Source organism: Dyella ginsengisoli (assembly GCF_044904665.1).
In the GTDB taxonomy this organism is placed as follows: Bacteria; Pseudomonadota; Gammaproteobacteria; order Xanthomonadales; family Rhodanobacteraceae; genus Dyella_A; species Dyella_A ginsengisoli.
Map to the genome: position 1 here is coordinate 98,935 of NZ_JADIKM010000006.1, position 14,736 is coordinate 113,670.

At 69.9% G+C, this 14,736-nt stretch carries 11 protein-coding genes; 3 read left to right on the forward strand and 8 right to left on the reverse strand.

Translation table 11 applies throughout. The features are described 5' to 3' along the window. Positions 1-20: 20 nt before the first annotated feature. Positions 21-893 (reverse strand): methylglyoxal synthase, encoded by an 873-nt coding sequence (locus tag ISP17_RS17840; protein ID WP_404635593.1) that lies wholly within the window; start codon positions 891-893, stop codon positions 21-23. A 26-nt stretch (positions 894-919) separates the two neighbouring features. Further along, positions 920-2,149 carry a nucleoside recognition domain-containing protein gene (locus ISP17_RS17845; RefSeq protein WP_404635595.1) on the reverse strand — a complete coding sequence of 410 codons (1,230 nt, stop codon included), beginning with the start codon at positions 2,147-2,149 and terminating at the stop codon, positions 920-922. A 373-nt stretch (positions 2,150-2,522) separates the two neighbouring features. Here ISP17_RS17845 and ISP17_RS17850 point away from each other — a divergent pair, with 373 nt between their 5' ends. Further along, positions 2,523-3,866, forward strand: a complete 1,344-nt coding sequence (locus tag ISP17_RS17850; RefSeq protein WP_404635597.1) for a hypothetical protein — start codon at positions 2,523-2,525, stop codon at positions 3,864-3,866. Between the two features lie 4 nt (positions 3,867-3,870). Here ISP17_RS17850 and ISP17_RS17855 read toward each other — a convergent pair whose 3' ends face one another. Both ISP17_RS17855 and gltB read right to left on the reverse strand, forming a co-directional pair. Beyond that, positions 3,871-5,301 carry an FAD-dependent oxidoreductase gene (locus ISP17_RS17855; protein ID WP_404635599.1) on the reverse strand — a complete coding sequence of 477 codons (1,431 nt, stop codon included), beginning with the start codon at positions 5,299-5,301 and terminating at the stop codon, positions 3,871-3,873. A gap of 100 nt (positions 5,302-5,401) precedes the next feature. Next, positions 5,402-9,823 (reverse strand): glutamate synthase large subunit, encoded by a 4,422-nt coding sequence (gltB, locus tag ISP17_RS17860; RefSeq protein ID WP_404636052.1) that lies wholly within the window; start codon positions 9,821-9,823, stop codon positions 5,402-5,404. Positions 9,824-10,066: 243 nt separating this feature from the next. Between gltB and ISP17_RS17865 the strand changes: the two genes are divergently transcribed. Beyond that, on the forward strand, positions 10,067-11,272 hold the full coding sequence (locus ISP17_RS17865; protein WP_404635601.1) for a murein hydrolase activator EnvC family protein: 1,206 nt from the start codon (positions 10,067-10,069) through the stop codon (positions 11,270-11,272). Positions 11,273-11,382: 110 nt separating this feature from the next. Beyond that, complete coding sequence (locus ISP17_RS17870) at positions 11,383-12,738, forward strand: S41 family peptidase (RefSeq protein ID WP_404635603.1); 1,356 nt, start codon at positions 11,383-11,385, stop codon at positions 12,736-12,738. Between the two features lie 10 nt (positions 12,739-12,748). Here ISP17_RS17870 and ISP17_RS17875 read toward each other — a convergent pair whose 3' ends face one another. The 4 genes from ISP17_RS17875 to tatA are packed head-to-tail and all read right to left on the reverse strand — an operon-like array spanning position 12,749 to position 14,679. Continuing rightward, positions 12,749-13,216 carry a cupin domain-containing protein gene (locus ISP17_RS17875; protein WP_404635605.1) on the reverse strand — a complete coding sequence of 156 codons (468 nt, stop codon included), beginning with the start codon at positions 13,214-13,216 and terminating at the stop codon, positions 12,749-12,751. A 7-nt stretch (positions 13,217-13,223) separates the two neighbouring features. Then, positions 13,224-13,982, reverse strand: a complete 759-nt coding sequence (gene tatC / locus ISP17_RS17880; RefSeq protein WP_404635607.1) for a twin-arginine translocase subunit TatC — start codon at positions 13,980-13,982, stop codon at positions 13,224-13,226. Further along, positions 13,969-14,418, reverse strand: coding sequence for a Sec-independent protein translocase protein TatB (tatB, locus tag ISP17_RS17885; protein WP_404635609.1), 450 nt, complete (start codon positions 14,416-14,418; stop codon positions 13,969-13,971). Before tatB ends, tatC begins: the two co-directional genes overlap by 14 nt. Positions 14,419-14,439: 21 nt before the next feature. Continuing rightward, the gene (gene tatA / locus ISP17_RS17890) at positions 14,440-14,679 is read right to left on the reverse strand and encodes a twin-arginine translocase TatA/TatE family subunit (protein WP_404635611.1); all 240 of its coding nucleotides are present in this window, start codon (positions 14,677-14,679) and stop codon (positions 14,440-14,442) included. Between the last annotated feature and the right edge of the window lie 57 nt (positions 14,680-14,736).

Consider the following 14,736-nt stretch of genomic DNA (forward strand, 5'->3'; position numbering starts at 1 on the left):
CCTCGCCTCTCCGCTCCTCTTCACTGACTCCTCGCTCTGAGCCTTACGGCTTCCGACCAGCGCGCCGCCACCCGCGGGCTGGTCATGCATACGGCCTCGTCGGTCACCGTGGTGACGGCGCGTTCGAGCAGCTGGATGTCGGCTTCGTGCTGGCGCGGCACGTGCGGATCCTCGAAGAAGATCGCGCGCTGGCAGCGGTGCTCCAGCACCAGGTCGGCGATCTGCGCGTCGCCGCCCATCGGGCCGCTCTGGTAGCGCTGCACCCACTCCCGACCCGCGGGCCAGCCGCGGCTCCACGCCAGTTCGTTGAGGCGCTGGCCGGTGGTGCCGGTGGCCACGCGCGCGTCGAAGCGCGAGAGCACGTCGAAGTGCTCGGCGGCGAAGGCCAGCATCTGCGGCTTCATGGCGTCGTGGGCGATCAGCGCCAGCGTCTGCTTTTCCAGTGCGAGCAGATCGTCGGCGCCCGGGTCGGGGGCGAAGCCGGCGTGCACGCGTTCCATCTCGATCCAGTCGCGCGCCGAGGCCACGGTGGAGATGAAGGGCTTGCCGTGGATCACGCACTGACGCTTGAGCGCCACCGCCTCGGGGAAGATCGAGGACGGATCGACCGGGTCGATCAGGTAGATCGCGCCATCGAGCGTGCGCTCCGGACCCATGCCGACCACCTCGGCCACCAGCTTCATCAGGCCGCCTTCGCGGCCGTACGGATAACGCTGCAGGCCGTCGTAGCCGGCGAGCAGCCCGGCACGCACGATGCCGTCGTGGGTGCGCCCCACGGCGTGCAAGCCCAGGGCCAGCTCGCGCACGCCGCGCTCGCAGGCGCGCAGCCAGCGGAACAGCGCGGCATCGCGCTGGTTGTGGTGGAGACGGTTGGCAGCGAGGCCCAAGCGCATCGATGGCGATCCCGTGGTTGAACGCATCAGCCGAAGAACCAGTAGCACACCGCGATGGAAGCCAGCACGCCGGCGAGATCCGCCAGCAGCGCGCAGCCCACCGCGTGGCGCACGCGGCGGATGCCAACCGCGCCGAAGTACACCGCCACCACGTAGAAGGTGGTCTCGGTGCTGCCCTGGATGGTGGCAGCGAGCAGCGCGGGGAAGCTGTCCACGCCGCTGTGGTTGATCGTCTCGATCAGCATGGCGCGCGCCGCGCTGCCGGACAGCGGCTTGACCAGCGCAGTGGGCAGCGCGTCGACGAAGCGCGCATCCAGCCCCGCGTGCTGCACTGCCCAGCGCACGCCATCGAGCGCGAAGTCCAGCGCGCCGGACGCGCGCAGCACGCCCACTGCGCACAGCATGGCGATCAGGTACGGCAGCACCCCCTTGGCCACGTCGAAACCCTGCTTCGCGCCATCGATGAAGGCCTCGAACAGCGGCACGCGCTTGTACGCGCCCGCGCACAGGAAGGCGACGATCACTCCGAACAGCACCAGGTTGCCCAGCAGCGACGACAGCGAGGCCAGCGCCGCCGCCGACAGCGAGATCAGCACCGCGATGAAGCCGCCCAGCACCAGCGCGCCACCGAGCAGCCAGGCCAGCACCACCGGGTCGGCCAGCCGCAGCCGCTGCATGAAGGCCACACTGAGCAGGCCGACCAGCGAGGAGGCGCTGGTGGCCAGCAGGATCGGCAGAAACACCAGCGTGGGATCGTGCGCGCCGGCCTGCGCGCGGTACATGAACACGGTCACTGGCAGCAGGGTGAGCGAGGAGGCGTTGAGCACCAGGAACAGGATCTGCGCGTTGCTCGCCGTGTCCGTCGAGGGATTGAGCGACTGCAGCTCGCGCATCGCGCGCAGGCCGATCGGCGTGGCCGCGTTGTCCAGCCCCAGCGCGTTGGCGGCGAAGTTGAGCGTGATCAGGCCCACCGCCGGATGTCCGCGCGGCACCTCCGGCATCAGCCGCGCGAACAGCGGCCCGAGCAGCCGCGCCAGGCCATCGACCAGGCCGGCCTTCTCGGCGATTTCGAGGAAGCCCAGCCACAGCGTGAGCGTGCCGAACAGCAGCACCATCACCTTCACCGACAGCTCGGCCATGTCGAACAACGCAGCCACCACGGCGGCGAACACGCCCGCGTCGCCACCCACCAGCCAGCGCGCCAGCGCGGCCACCGCCGCCACGAGGAAGAAGCCGAACCAGAGGCGGTTCAGCATGAGCTGGCGCGGTAGACATGCAATGACATGCACGCATTCTCGGCCAGCGCGCAGGCTGGTGCCAGTGTGGTGCTACACGCTTGGCGACCCTTTCAGCGAGGCAGGCAGTGGTCAGCGGCAAGGGGCGTTCGCGCAAGAAGGTTGGCGCCCTTTCAAGCGGACGCGCCGCGGCCGATGGCTGCTGCCTGCCCTCGCCCGAAGGGAGCCCTCCTCCCTCGCAAGGGCTGCGCCTTGCCCAGACGCGCGAGGAAGGTTCTGAAAGGACCCCAAACGTGCAACACCCCGCTAGCGCCATCGGTCAGGTTTCGCCCGGCGCGCGCCCGGTGCACACTCGCCGCAGCTGCCGGCATCGAGGCCGCGGCGAGGAGACGACATGGTCCGTTGGCACCCCCTGCTCATGTTGCTGATCGGCGTGATCGCCATGGATCCCCGTGCCGCGGCGGCGCAAGAGGACAAGGCATGGCGCGACGCCCAAGTCGCCGCCGCCGAAAAATCCGAGCGGATCATGGCGACCGCCGCCCGACGCAAGGACCTGCTGGGTCAGTACCGGGTGATGATGGATGCGGCCACCGCCGCACCGGCGGAAGATCGCGCGTTCAACATCATCTTCAGCCAGTACCTGAGCTGGTATCAGAGCTTCATCGGCGACTACCCGAACGCGCAGGCCAGCTACTCCATCAGCCAGCCGACGCAGCCGGACGACGCACCCTCGCCGCTGGCCGCGGGCTGGCAGATGCAGGATGCGCGCGACGCCATCGCCCGTCTCGCCAAGGGCCGCCAGGTGGTGCTGTTCAACGAGGCGCACAACGTGCCGCTGACCCGTACGCTGACGGTGGCGATGCTGGCCACGCTGCGCGCCGAGGGCTTCAACTACTTTGCGGTGGAGACGCTCTACGGCGACGACCACGCGCTGGCCAAACGCGGCTACGTCACCGCCGACAGCGGCTTCTATACCCGCGAGCCGATCTACGCCGAGATGGTGCGCACCGCGCTCAAGCTCGGCTTCACCGTGGTGGCCTACGAGTCGGACCAGCCCGGCACCGCGGACGAGCGCGAACGGGCGCAGGCGCGCAACCTGTACGACCGCGTGTTCCGCCACGATCCCAAGGCAAGGCTGGTGGTGAACGCCGGCTACGCGCACATCCAGGAGAGCGGCGCCTACCTCGGCGGCCGCAGCATGGCGCAGTACCTTCAGCAGCTGGACGACATCGACGCGCTGACGGTGGAGCAGACCATGCTGATCCCGCATCCGCAGGCGACGCAGGACCACCCGTGGTACACCGCGGCGATGGCCACGCGCCACCCCGACGAGCCGTTCGTCTTCGTCGACCACGACGGCAAGCCGTGGTCGCTGCGCCCGGGCTACGACGTCAGCGTGTTCTTCCCGCTGCCGCGCATGCGGCGCGAACGCCCGACCTGGCTGAGCCTGTGGGGACTGCGCCGGCCGTACTTCGTCAGCGGCGACGCGGCCTGCGCGCAGCGCTGGCCGTGCCTGGTGGAAGCGCTGCCCGCGAACGAAGGCGACGACGCGGTCGCCGCCGATCGCCTGCTGTTCGATCCGCCGCCGAATCCGCCACCGCTGCACGACCGGGTGCGGCCATTGCGCGGCGCCACCGCAGGCGAGCTGTACCTGCGCCCGGGCGACTACCGCCTGCGCATCACCGGCGCCGACGGCCGCATCTCGGTGAGCCAGAGCGTGCGCATTCCGGCACGCTGAGCGCTCACGCGACCGCGGCCGCCACGGGCTGCTCGGCCAGCATGCGCACGATCGAGCCGGCCGCCTCGCGGCCGTCGTACACCGCGCGCACCACCAGGTCGGCGCCGCGCACGTTGTCGCCGCCGGCGAAAATCTGTCGATGGGTGGTCTGGTGCGGCAGCGCGCCGTGTTCGCCGGTGATCACGCGGCCGGATCGATCCAGTTGCACGCCATGCGCCTTGAGCCAGTTCGGCGGGCTGGGCAGGAAGCCGAACGACTGGATCACCACGTCGGCCTCGACCACCGCCTCGCTGCCCGGCACGTTCTGCGGGCGCGGGCGGCCGTGGCCGTCGGTCACCAGTTCGGTTGCGATCACCCGCACGCCGCGCACGTGGCCGTGGCCGTCGTCGAGGATCTCCAGCGGCTGGCGCTGGAACACGAACTCCACGCCTTCCTCGCGCGCGTGTTTCACCTCGCGCGCGGAGCCCGGCATGCTGGCCTCATCGCGGCGGTAGACGCAGCTCACCGCCGAGGCGCCCAGGCGCACCGCGGTGCGCACGCAGTCCATGCCGGTGTCACCGCCACCCAGCACCACCACGCGCTTGCCGTTGAGGTCGATCGGCGAGGGTTCATTGCGCAGCAGGCGCTCGGTGTTGGCGATCAGGAACGGCAGCGCGTCGTGCACGCCGTGCAGGCCGCGGCCGGGCAGCTCGCCGTCGACGAAGGTGTAGGCGCCGGTACCGACGAACACCGCGTCGTAGTCGTCCAGCAGCTGGCCGAACTCGATGTCGCGGCCCACCTCCTTCTCGAGGTGGAAGCGCACGCCCATCTCCTCCAGCACGGCGCGACGCGTGCGCACCACGTCCTTCTCCAGCTTGAACGGCGGAATGCCGAAGGTCAGCAGGCCGCCGATCTCGCTCTGCCGGTCGTAGACGTCGGCGGCGATGCCGGCGCGGCGCAGGCGGTCGGCACAGGCCAGGCCGGCCGGGCCGGCGCCGATGATCGCCACGCGCTTGCCGGTTTCCGTCACGTGCGAGAGGTCCGGCCGCCAGCCCTGGCGCAGCGCCTCGTCGGTGACCCAGCGCTCGATGCTGCCGATGGTGACCGCGCCGAACGCGGTCTGCTCCAGCGTGCAGGCGCCTTCGCACAGGCGATCCTGCGGACAGATGCGGCCGCAGATTTCCGGCAGCGGGTTGGTCTCGTGCATCAGCGTGGCCGCTTCCATGATGCGGCCGTCCTGCACCAACTTGAGCCAGTTCGGGATGTAGTTGTGCACCGGGCAGGCGTGCTCGCAGTACGGATTGCCGCAATCGATGCAGCGCTCGGCCTGGGTGCCCGCCTCCTTGGTGGCGAAGTCGCCGGAAATCTCGCCGTAGCCCAGCACGCGCACGTTGACCGGCACGGTGCGCGGCGGCTGTCGCGGCACGTTGAGGAACTGGAAGGTCTTGTCGGTCATTCTTTGAACCCGGAAGTGAGTGCAGAGGAGTGAGAAGTGAGAGAAAGCATGTGGAGTGCGGATTTCTCTCGCTCCTCACTCCTCTGCCCCCGCTCCTGCTTCATGCTGCGCTCCGCAGCTCTTCGGCGAGCGCCGCCAGGCTCGCGGCCTTCGGCTTGACCAGCCAGAACTTGTACTGCAGGCCGCGGAACTCGCGCAGGATCTGCCGGCCCCAGTCGCTGTTGGTGTATTCGACATGGCGCGTGACCAGTTTGCGCAGGTGCTGCATGTAATGCTCCATGCCCTCTGGCGAGATGCGCAGGATGTCGACCAGCTCGTGGTTGTAGCAGTCGACGAAGTCGCGCTCGAGGTCGAGCACGTAGGCGAAGCCGCCGGTCATGCCGGCGCCGAAGTTGAGGCCGACCTTGCCGAGCACTGCGACCACGCCGCCGGTCATGTACTCACAGCAGTGGTCGCCGGCGCCTTCCACCACCGCCAACGCGCCGGAGTTGCGCACCGCGAAGCGCTCGCCGGCGCGGCCGGCGGCGAACAGCTCGCCGTCGGTGGCGCCGTACAGGCAGGTGTTACCGATGATCGAGGCGTCCTGGCTGGCGAACGGCGAGTCGGCCGGCGGACGCACGATGATCCGTCCGCCCGCCATGCCCTTGCCGACGCCGTCGTTGGCTTCGCCGACCAGGTCGATGTGCACGCCGCCGGCGTTCCAGGCGCCCAGGCTCTGGCCGGCCGCACCGGTGAGCGCGAGCGTGATCGGCGATTCGTCCATGCCGTGGTCGCCGTGCGCGCGGGCCACCTCGCCGGAGAGCCGCGCGCCGATCGCGCGATCGGTGTTGGCGATGGCGTATTCGAAGCGGCCGCCGCGCTTGCCGAGCACGGCGTCGCGGGTGTCGGCGCTGATCCGCGAGGCCAGCGCGGCGGGGTCGCGCATCGGGTTGCGCGCCAGCGTGCAGGTGGCATCGGCGCTGGCGCTCAGGCCACGGCCGTCGATCAGCGGCGAGAGATCGAGCCGGTGCTGCACGGGCGTGGTGCCTTCAAGCTGGCGCAGCAGGTCGGTGCGGCCGACGATCTCCTCGATCGAACGCACGCCGAGTTCCGCCAGCTGGGCGCGCACGTCGTCCGCCACGAAGCGGAAGTAGTTCATCACCATCTCGGGCAGGCCGATGAAGTGGTCCTTGCGCAGCACCGGATGCTGGGTGGCCACGCCGGTGGCGCAGTTGTTGAGGTGACAGATGCGCAGGTACTTGCAGCCCAGCGCCACCATCGGGCCGGTGCCGAAACCGAAACTTTCCGCACCCAGCATCGCCGCCTTGATCACGTCCAGCCCGGTCTTCAGGCCGCCGTCGGTCTGCAGCCGCACGCGGCCTCGCAGGTCGTTGCGGCGCAGCGTCTGCTGCGTCTCGGCCAGGCCTAGTTCCCACGGCGTACCGGCGTACTTGATGGAGGTAAGCGGGCTGGCGCCGGTGCCGCCGTCGTGGCCGCTTACCGTGATCAGATCGGCGCCGGCCTTCACCACGCCTGCCGCCACGGTGCCCACGCCGGCGTGCGAGACCAGCTTCACCGAGACCAGCGCGGTGGGGTTCACTTCCTTGAGGTCGTGAATCAGCTCGGCCAGATCCTCGATCGAGTAGATGTCGTGATGCGGCGGCGGCGAGATCAGGCCGATGCCTGGCTTGGCGTAGCGCAGCCGGGCGATGGTCGCATCCACCTTGTGGCCGGGCAGCTGGCCGCCTTCGCCGGGCTTGGCGCCCTGCGCGATCTTGATCTGCAGCACCTCGGCGTTGACCAGGTAGTGCGGCGTGACGCCGAAGCGGCCCGACGCCACCTGCTTGATCTTGGACATCTTCTCGGTGCCGTAGCGCGCCGGGTCCTCGCCGCCCTCGCCCGAGTTGGAGCGCGCGCCGAGCCGGTTCATCGCGATCGCCAGCGCCTCGTGTGCCTCGGGTGACAGCGCGCCCAGCGACATGCCGGCCGAGTCGAAGCGCTTGAGGATCGCCTCCACCGGCTCGACCTCGTCCAGCGGGATCGCCGCCCCCAGAGGCTGCGGCCCGAGCAGGTCGCGCAGCGCCGACGGCGGGCGGTGGTCGACGTGGTGGGCGTAGGCGCGGTAGTCGGCCGCCTCGCCGCTGCGCACCGCTTGCTGCAGCGTGGCGATCACGTCGGGGTTGTACATGTGGTACTCGCCGCCGTGCATGTACTTGTACAGGCCGCCGGCGCGCAGCGGCAGCGCCTCGTCCCAGGCTTCGGCGGCGAGCAGGCGCTGATCGTGCTCCAGATCCTCGAACGTGGCGCCGCCGATGCGCGAGGGCGTGCCGGGGAAGCACAGCTCCACCACTTCCGGCGCCAGCCCCACGATCTCGAACAGCTGCGCGCCGCGGTAACCGGCGATGGTGGAGATGCCCATCTTGGAGAGGATCTTCAACAGGCCCTTGCGGATGCCACGGCGGTAGCTGCGCCCCACCTCGGCGCGGTCGGCGTCGATGTGGCCCTGGCGACCGAGCTCGAACAGGCTCTGGTAGGCCAGCCACGGATAGATCGCGGTGGCGCCGAAGCCGATCAGGCAGGCGAACTGGTGCGGGTCGCGCGGGGTGGCCGTCTCCACGATCAGGTTGCACTGGCAGCGCAGCCCCTCGTCGATCAGGTGCGCGTGCACCGCGCCGGTGGCCAGCAGCGCGTGGATCGGCAGCTTGCCGCGCTCGGGGTAGCGGTCGCTGAGGAACACCAGCACCTGGCCGTCGCGCACGCTCTGCGCCACCTCGCGACACAGCCGGCGCAGCGCCTGCTCCAGCCCTTCCTCCGGCGCGTACATCAGGTCGAAGCGCGGCGTGCCGGCGAACTGCGGCAGCGCCAGCAGCTGGCGCAGCTTGCGCTGGCTCAGGATGGGCGAGTTGATCAGCGTCTGCTTCGCGTTCTCCGGGCGGAAGTCGAACACGTTGCCTTCCGGGCCGAGCTGGGTCACCAGTGACATCACCAGCTTCTCGCGCAGCGGATCGATCGGCGGGTTGGTGACCTGCGCGAAGGCCTGCCGGAAGCGGTCGAACAACGGTCGCACCTGGCGCGACATCGCCGCGATCGGCGTGTCGTCGCCCATCGAGCCGGTGGCCTCGGCCTCCAGGTCGGCCAGCACCTTGAGCACCGACTCGCGCTCCTCGCGGGTGAGGCCGTACAGCTTCTGGTAGCGGTGGAGCTCGTCGGCCGGCAGCGGCTCGGCGGCCAGCGAGGGATCGATCAGGTCCGACTCGAGATAGCTCACGCCCGCGCGCAGCCAGTCGTGGAACGGCGCGCGCGCGCGGTTGATGGCGTCGATGTCGGTGTCGCGCAGCAGGCGATGCGCCTTCAGGTCGACCGCGATCATCTCGCCCGGCGCCAGCCGGCCCTTGGCGACGACCTGCGACGAGGGCACGTCCCACAGGCCCGCCTCGGAGGCGACGATCAGGTGGTTGTCGGCCGACAGCGCCCAGCGCGCCGGGCGCAGGCCGTTGCGGTCCAGCGTGCAGGCGGCGTACCGGCCGTCGCACATCACCAGCCCGGCCGGGCCGTCCCACGGCTCGCTGTGCAGCGCGTAGTACTCGTAGAAACCCGCCAGATCCTCGTCGATGCCCTCGCGCGCGGCGAACGCCGGCGGCACCAGCACGCGCATCGCGGCAAGCAGGTCGAGCCCGCCGGCGAGCAGCACCTCCAGCGCGTTGTCGAGGCTCTCCGAATCGGAGCCGGTCTGGCGCACCAGCGGGCCGAGGTCGGACAGGTCCAGCAGCGGCGAGCGCATGATCGACTCGCGCGACTGCATCCAGCGCCGGTTGGCGCGGATGGTGTTGATCTCGCCGTTGTGTGCCAGCAGGCGGAACGGCTGCGCCAGCCGCCACTGCGGCATGGTGTTGGTGGAGAAGCGCTGGTGGAACACCACCGCGTCGGAGGAGAGCGCCGGGTGCAGCAGGTCCGGATAGACCTCGCGCAGGCGACCGGGCGCGGCCATCGCCTTGTAGCCGACCACCTCGGCCGACAGCGTGATTACGTAGAAATGTTCGTCCTCGCGCAGCGCGTGCTCGGTGCGCCGGCGGGCGCGGAACAGCGCGCGCTCGAACGCTCCCTCATCCATGCCGTGCGCGGGCTCGACGAAGATCTGCCGCACCCGCGGCTGCGCCGCCGCGGCCAGCGGACCGCAGGCCTCGGCGTTCACCGTCACCTCGCGCCAGCCGGCGGGTTCCACGCCTTCTTCGCGCAGGTGGCGCTCCAGCTGCACCGCCGCCGCATCGCCACCGGCCGGATCGAGGAACACCACGCCGGCGGCGAAGCGCTCGCCCAGCGCGATGCCGGCTTCTTTCGCCAGCGCGCGCAGCCACGGCTGCGGCCGATGCAGCAGCACGCCGCAGCCGTCGCCGCTGATGCCGTCGGCATTGACGCCGCCGCGGTGAGAAAGTTTGGCGAGCGCGCTGAACGCGGTATCCACCACCCAGGCGCTGGCGCGCCCGTCCACCTGCGACACCAGGCCGAAGCCGCAGCTGTCGTGTTCGAAACTCGCGTCGTACATGCGCGGCGTAACCTGCTGGTGCAAGGTCGCCTCCCTCTCTCGCTCAATGAAACCGTTGGGGACACCAACGCCTGCAGCGCACGCGCTGCAGGCAATTGACAAGACGTGCGCTCCGACTGTACGCACATTTGATGCGCCGCGTCAAAGGCATTTGGGCGTCTAAACGGAAAAACGTAACAACGACGGAGGAAGCGACCGGGGCGCCGCCTCGCCGTCGCCGCGAGGCTCAGTGATAATCGCCCCATGCCCACGCCTCCCGCCTTCCGCCTGCTCATCCCACTGTGCCTGGCCAGCACCTTCATGCTCCTCGCCGCACCGTCCGTCCAGGCGCGGCGCGGCGGCCAGAGCGCCGCCGAGAAAGCCCGCGCCGAGCACAAGCTGGACGACGTGCGCAGCCGCATGGAGGCGCTCGCCAAGGCGCAGGAAGCCACCGCCAGCGAACGCGACCGCGTGAATGCCGAGCTGGCCAGGCGCGCCCGGGCGCTCGCCAGCGCAGCCGGCGCCGTGCGCGCCACCGAGGCGCAGATCGCCGCCAAGCAGCACGACCTCGAACAGTTGCAGCAGCAACGATCGACGCTGCAGGCGAAGCTGGACCGCCAGAAGGCCGCCATCGCCGACCTGCTGCGCGCCACCTACGCGCTCGGCCAGGGCTCGGATCTGCGGCTGCTGCTCGGCGACGAGGACGTGGCACGCATCGCGCGCGCACTCGCCTACTCCAAATACTTCCAGCAGGACCGCCTGCAGCGCGTGCAGCAGCTGATGGGCGACCTCACGAAATTGCAGGACGTCGAAAACGCCATCACCGCCGAGCAGCAGGCGCTGCAGGCCACCCGCGCGCAGCAGGCCGAGCAGGCGAGGGCGCTGGCCGCGCGCCGTGCGGAGCAGAAGAAACTCGCCGAGCAGGTCGACGCCACCTACCAGGACGAGGCAGCGCGGCTGGCCGCGCTCAAGCGCGACGAGGCCGCACTCACCTCGCTGGTGACCAAGCTGCAGGCAGCGATCGACCAGGCGGCCCGCGCGGCGGAGCGCGAAGCGGCACGCACGCACGGCGGACGCGCGCCCGCCGGTGGCGGCAAGACTCCGATGCTGGCCAATATCCGCGGCAATCTGCCCTGGCCGGCGGCGGGCGCGGTGCACAACTACGGCAACGGCGTGCTGATAAAGGCCCCGGGCGGCAGCGAAGTGCATGCGGTGGCGAAAGGCCGGGTGGTGTTCGCCAACTTCCTGCGCGGTTACGGCATGCTGGTGATCCTCGACCACGGCGGCGGCTGGATGAGCATGTACGGCAACAACGAGGCGCTGCTGCACCGGGTCGGCGACACTGTCGAGGCGGGCGAGTCGGTGGGCACCGCGATGGCGCCGACCGGGGTCAATACGGGCGCCTATTTCGAGCTGCGCCACGGCAACAAGCCGGTGGACCCGCGCAGCTGGCTGGCCAGCCATCGTTGACGCCGCCCCGCGCGGCACCGCAGGCTAGCGAAGGCGGGAATTACCGCTGCCACCGGCGGTCCAAGCCGCCACGCGCCATGCGCCTCCCCTCGATCGTCCGGAGTTTCCCCATGCGTCTATCCCCCACCTGCGGCCTGATCGCCCTTTTGCTGGCCGCGCCGCTTGCCCGTGGCCAGGACCTGCCTGCCGCGCCGTCGAGCACCGCCGCGCCGGTCGCCACTGGCACGGTCGCCGGCGCGCCCGATCCGGTGGACCTGGAGGACATCCGCAACTTCAGCCGCGTGTTCGAGGTGGTGCGCCAGGCCTATGTGGAAAAGGTCGACAACAAGACGCTGATGAAGGCCGCCATCAGCGGCATGCTGGCCGGACTCGATCCGCACAGCGAATACCTGGACAAGGACGGCCTGGCCGCCCTCACCGAGGACACCACCGGCGCCTACAGCGGCCTGGGCATCGAGGTGATCGAGCAGGACGGCCAGCTGCGCATCGTCTCGCCGATCGACGACACCCCGGCAGCGCGCGCAGGCATCAAGCCCGGCGACACCATCGTCAAGATCGACGGCAAGCCGGTCACCGAGGAGAACATCGATGCGATGTTCAAGGACCTGCGCGGCGAGCCCGGCAGCAAGATCACCCTCACCATCGTGCACGACAAGAGCGACCACCTGATCGACCTGCCGCTGGTACGCGAAAAGATCTCCGTCACCAGCGTGCGCACGCGGGAAATCGAGCCCGGCTACGCGTACATCCGCATCAGCCAGTTCCAGGAAGACACCGCGCCGGACCTGGAGAAGAAGCTAGGCGAGCTGATCACCAAGCACGGCCAGCCCAAGGGCGCGGTGCTCGACCTGCGCTCCAATCCTGGCGGCCTGCTCACTGCCGCCGTCGCGGTGAGCGACGACCTGCTCGACGCGGGCACCATCGTCACCACGCGAGGCCGGCTGGCCGATGCCAACATGAACTTCAGCGCGCATCCGGGCGACCTGCTCGGCGGCGCGCCGCTGGTGGTGCTGGTGGACAACGGCACCGCGTCGGCGGCGGAAATCGTTTCCGGTGCGCTGAAGGACAACCATCGCGCCCTGATCATCGGCAAGCGCACGTTCGGCAAGGGCGTGGTGCAGACCGTGCTGCCGCTGGACGCCGAGCACGCGGTGAAGATCACCACGGCGCGCTACTACACGCCCAGCGGCACCTCGATCCAGGCCGAAGGCATCAAGCCGGACATCGCGCTGGCCGACCTCACCGTGAACAAGGCCGACAGCGGCCCGCAGCTGATCACCTCCGAGGCCGACCTCAGCCATCACCTCGCCAACGAGGACGGCAACGCGCCGAAGGACATCAACAACGACGGCAGCGCCGAAAACGCCAAACTCGCCACCCAGGATTACGCGCTGTCGCAGGCGCTCAACGTGCTCAAGGGGCTGGCGCTGAACCGCGCCCCGGCCGCGGTGCCGGCCAAGCGCTGAAGAGACGGGGTCACGCGCCCGTGCCGTGCGCCAGCTCGCGCAGGCGCGCGGCGAGCGCGTCATCGTCCAGCAGGGTGAAGCCCGCGAATTCGAACGCGGGCGCGACCAGGCAGGTGCACAGCGCATAGTCGCCGAGCGGCCGGGCCGACTGCCAGGCCCCGGCGGGCACCACGCGCATCGGCAGCACGTCGCTACCGGACTCGCCCAGCGGTCCCAGCCGGAGACGCTCCAGCCGATCGGTGTCGGCGTGGTAGACCAGCAGCTCCAACGGGGCGCCCTCCACGAAATGCCAGGCCTCTTCCGCATCCACGCGATGCCAGCGACTGCATTCGCCGGCGGCCAGCAGAAAGTGGATCGCGCTCAGCGCCGGGCGCACGCCCGGAGGCGCGGCGGCGGTGTGGATGCGGCGGAAGTGGCCGCCTTCCACGTGCGGTGCCAGCGCGAGCCGTTCAATCAGGGCGGTGGCGCGGGGATGCACCGGGCGGTCAGGACCGGGCGGGGTTGTCCGCGGTGGGCTTGAGCAGCCACGCCACCGCAAGTACCCCCACCTCGTAGAGCAGACACATCGGCACCGCGAGCATGATCATCGAGGTGATGTCCGGCGGGGTGATGAAGGCGGCCACGGTGAACGCACCGACGATGGCGTAACGACGCCCGCTGCGCAGCTTCTGCAGGTTCACCAGGCCGATCGCGGCCAGGATCACCACCGCCACCGGCACCTCGAAGCACAGGCCGAAAGCGAAGAACATCAGCATCACGAAATCGAGGTAGTGGGTGATGTCGGTCATCATCTCCACGCCCTGCGGCGTCACCGCGGCGAGGAAGCGGAACGCCGCCGGCAGCACGAGGAAATAAGCGAACGCGCAACCCATGTAGAACAGCACCAGCGCAGCGGCCAGCAGCGGCCGCGCCAGGCGCTTCTCATGCTTGTACAGGCCGGGGCTGACGAAGGCCCACAGCTGGTACAGGATCATCGGCATCGAGATGAACAGCGCCGCGTAGAACGCCAGTTTCAGTGGGGTCACGAACGGGCTGGCCACCTCGGTGGCGATCAGATGCGCGCCCTGTGGCAGGCGCGCCACCAGCGGCGCGGCCAGCTCGGTGTACAGGCGGTTCGCCATCGGCACCAGCGCGAGCAGCACCAGCAGCACCGTGACGGCGGCGCGCACGATGCGGCTGCGCAGCTCCAGCAGGTGCGAGAACAGGCCCTGCTGCAGATCGATCGACGGCTCAGGACTGGCCACGCGGCACCTCGTCGGGTGGAGTCGCCGGTGCCGGCGCATTGGCCGCAGGACTGGCGTCCATCAGTTCGTCGAACGGGGCAGCATCGACCGGGGCGTCGGACGGGCCCGGAGCGGCGGGATCCGCACCGGCCAGCGTGGAGACATCCGCGCGCACGGCCGTGTCGACCTTGCGGGCCGCCTCGTTGAGTTGGGCCTGGACAGAATTGAGATGGGCCTGCGCCGCCTCCGCCTGCGCGGCGGCCTCACGCGCGGCCTTGCGGATCTCTTCCACCTGCAGCTCGCGCTCCACCTCCGCGCGCACGCTGTCCCAACCGGAACGCAGGCGGCGCAGCAGGGTGCCGGCAGTGCGTGCCGCCACGGGCAGCTTCTCCGGTCCCAGCACGATCAACGCGATGACGGCAAGCAGCAGCAGCTTGCCGAAGCTGATCTCGATCATGGCCGCACGCCGTCGACGTGCTTACTTGGCGTCGCTGGAGTCGCGCTGACTCTGCGTGGCGGCGTCGGGGGCTTTCGGCGGGTCGGCCTGCAGCCGCTCCTCCGCCTGCTTGCGCTTGGCCGCTTCCTCTTCGTCGCCGCTGAGACCCTTCTTGAAGTCGCGCATGGCCCCGCCGAGGTCGCCGCCGATGTTGCGCAGCTTGCCGGTGCCGAAAATCACCACTACCACGATAAGCAGGATGATGAGATGCCAGATGCTCATGATGTCCTCGAATGCAAAACCGGATTGGATGGCGCGCCACGCCTGTCGCGCCGCGCC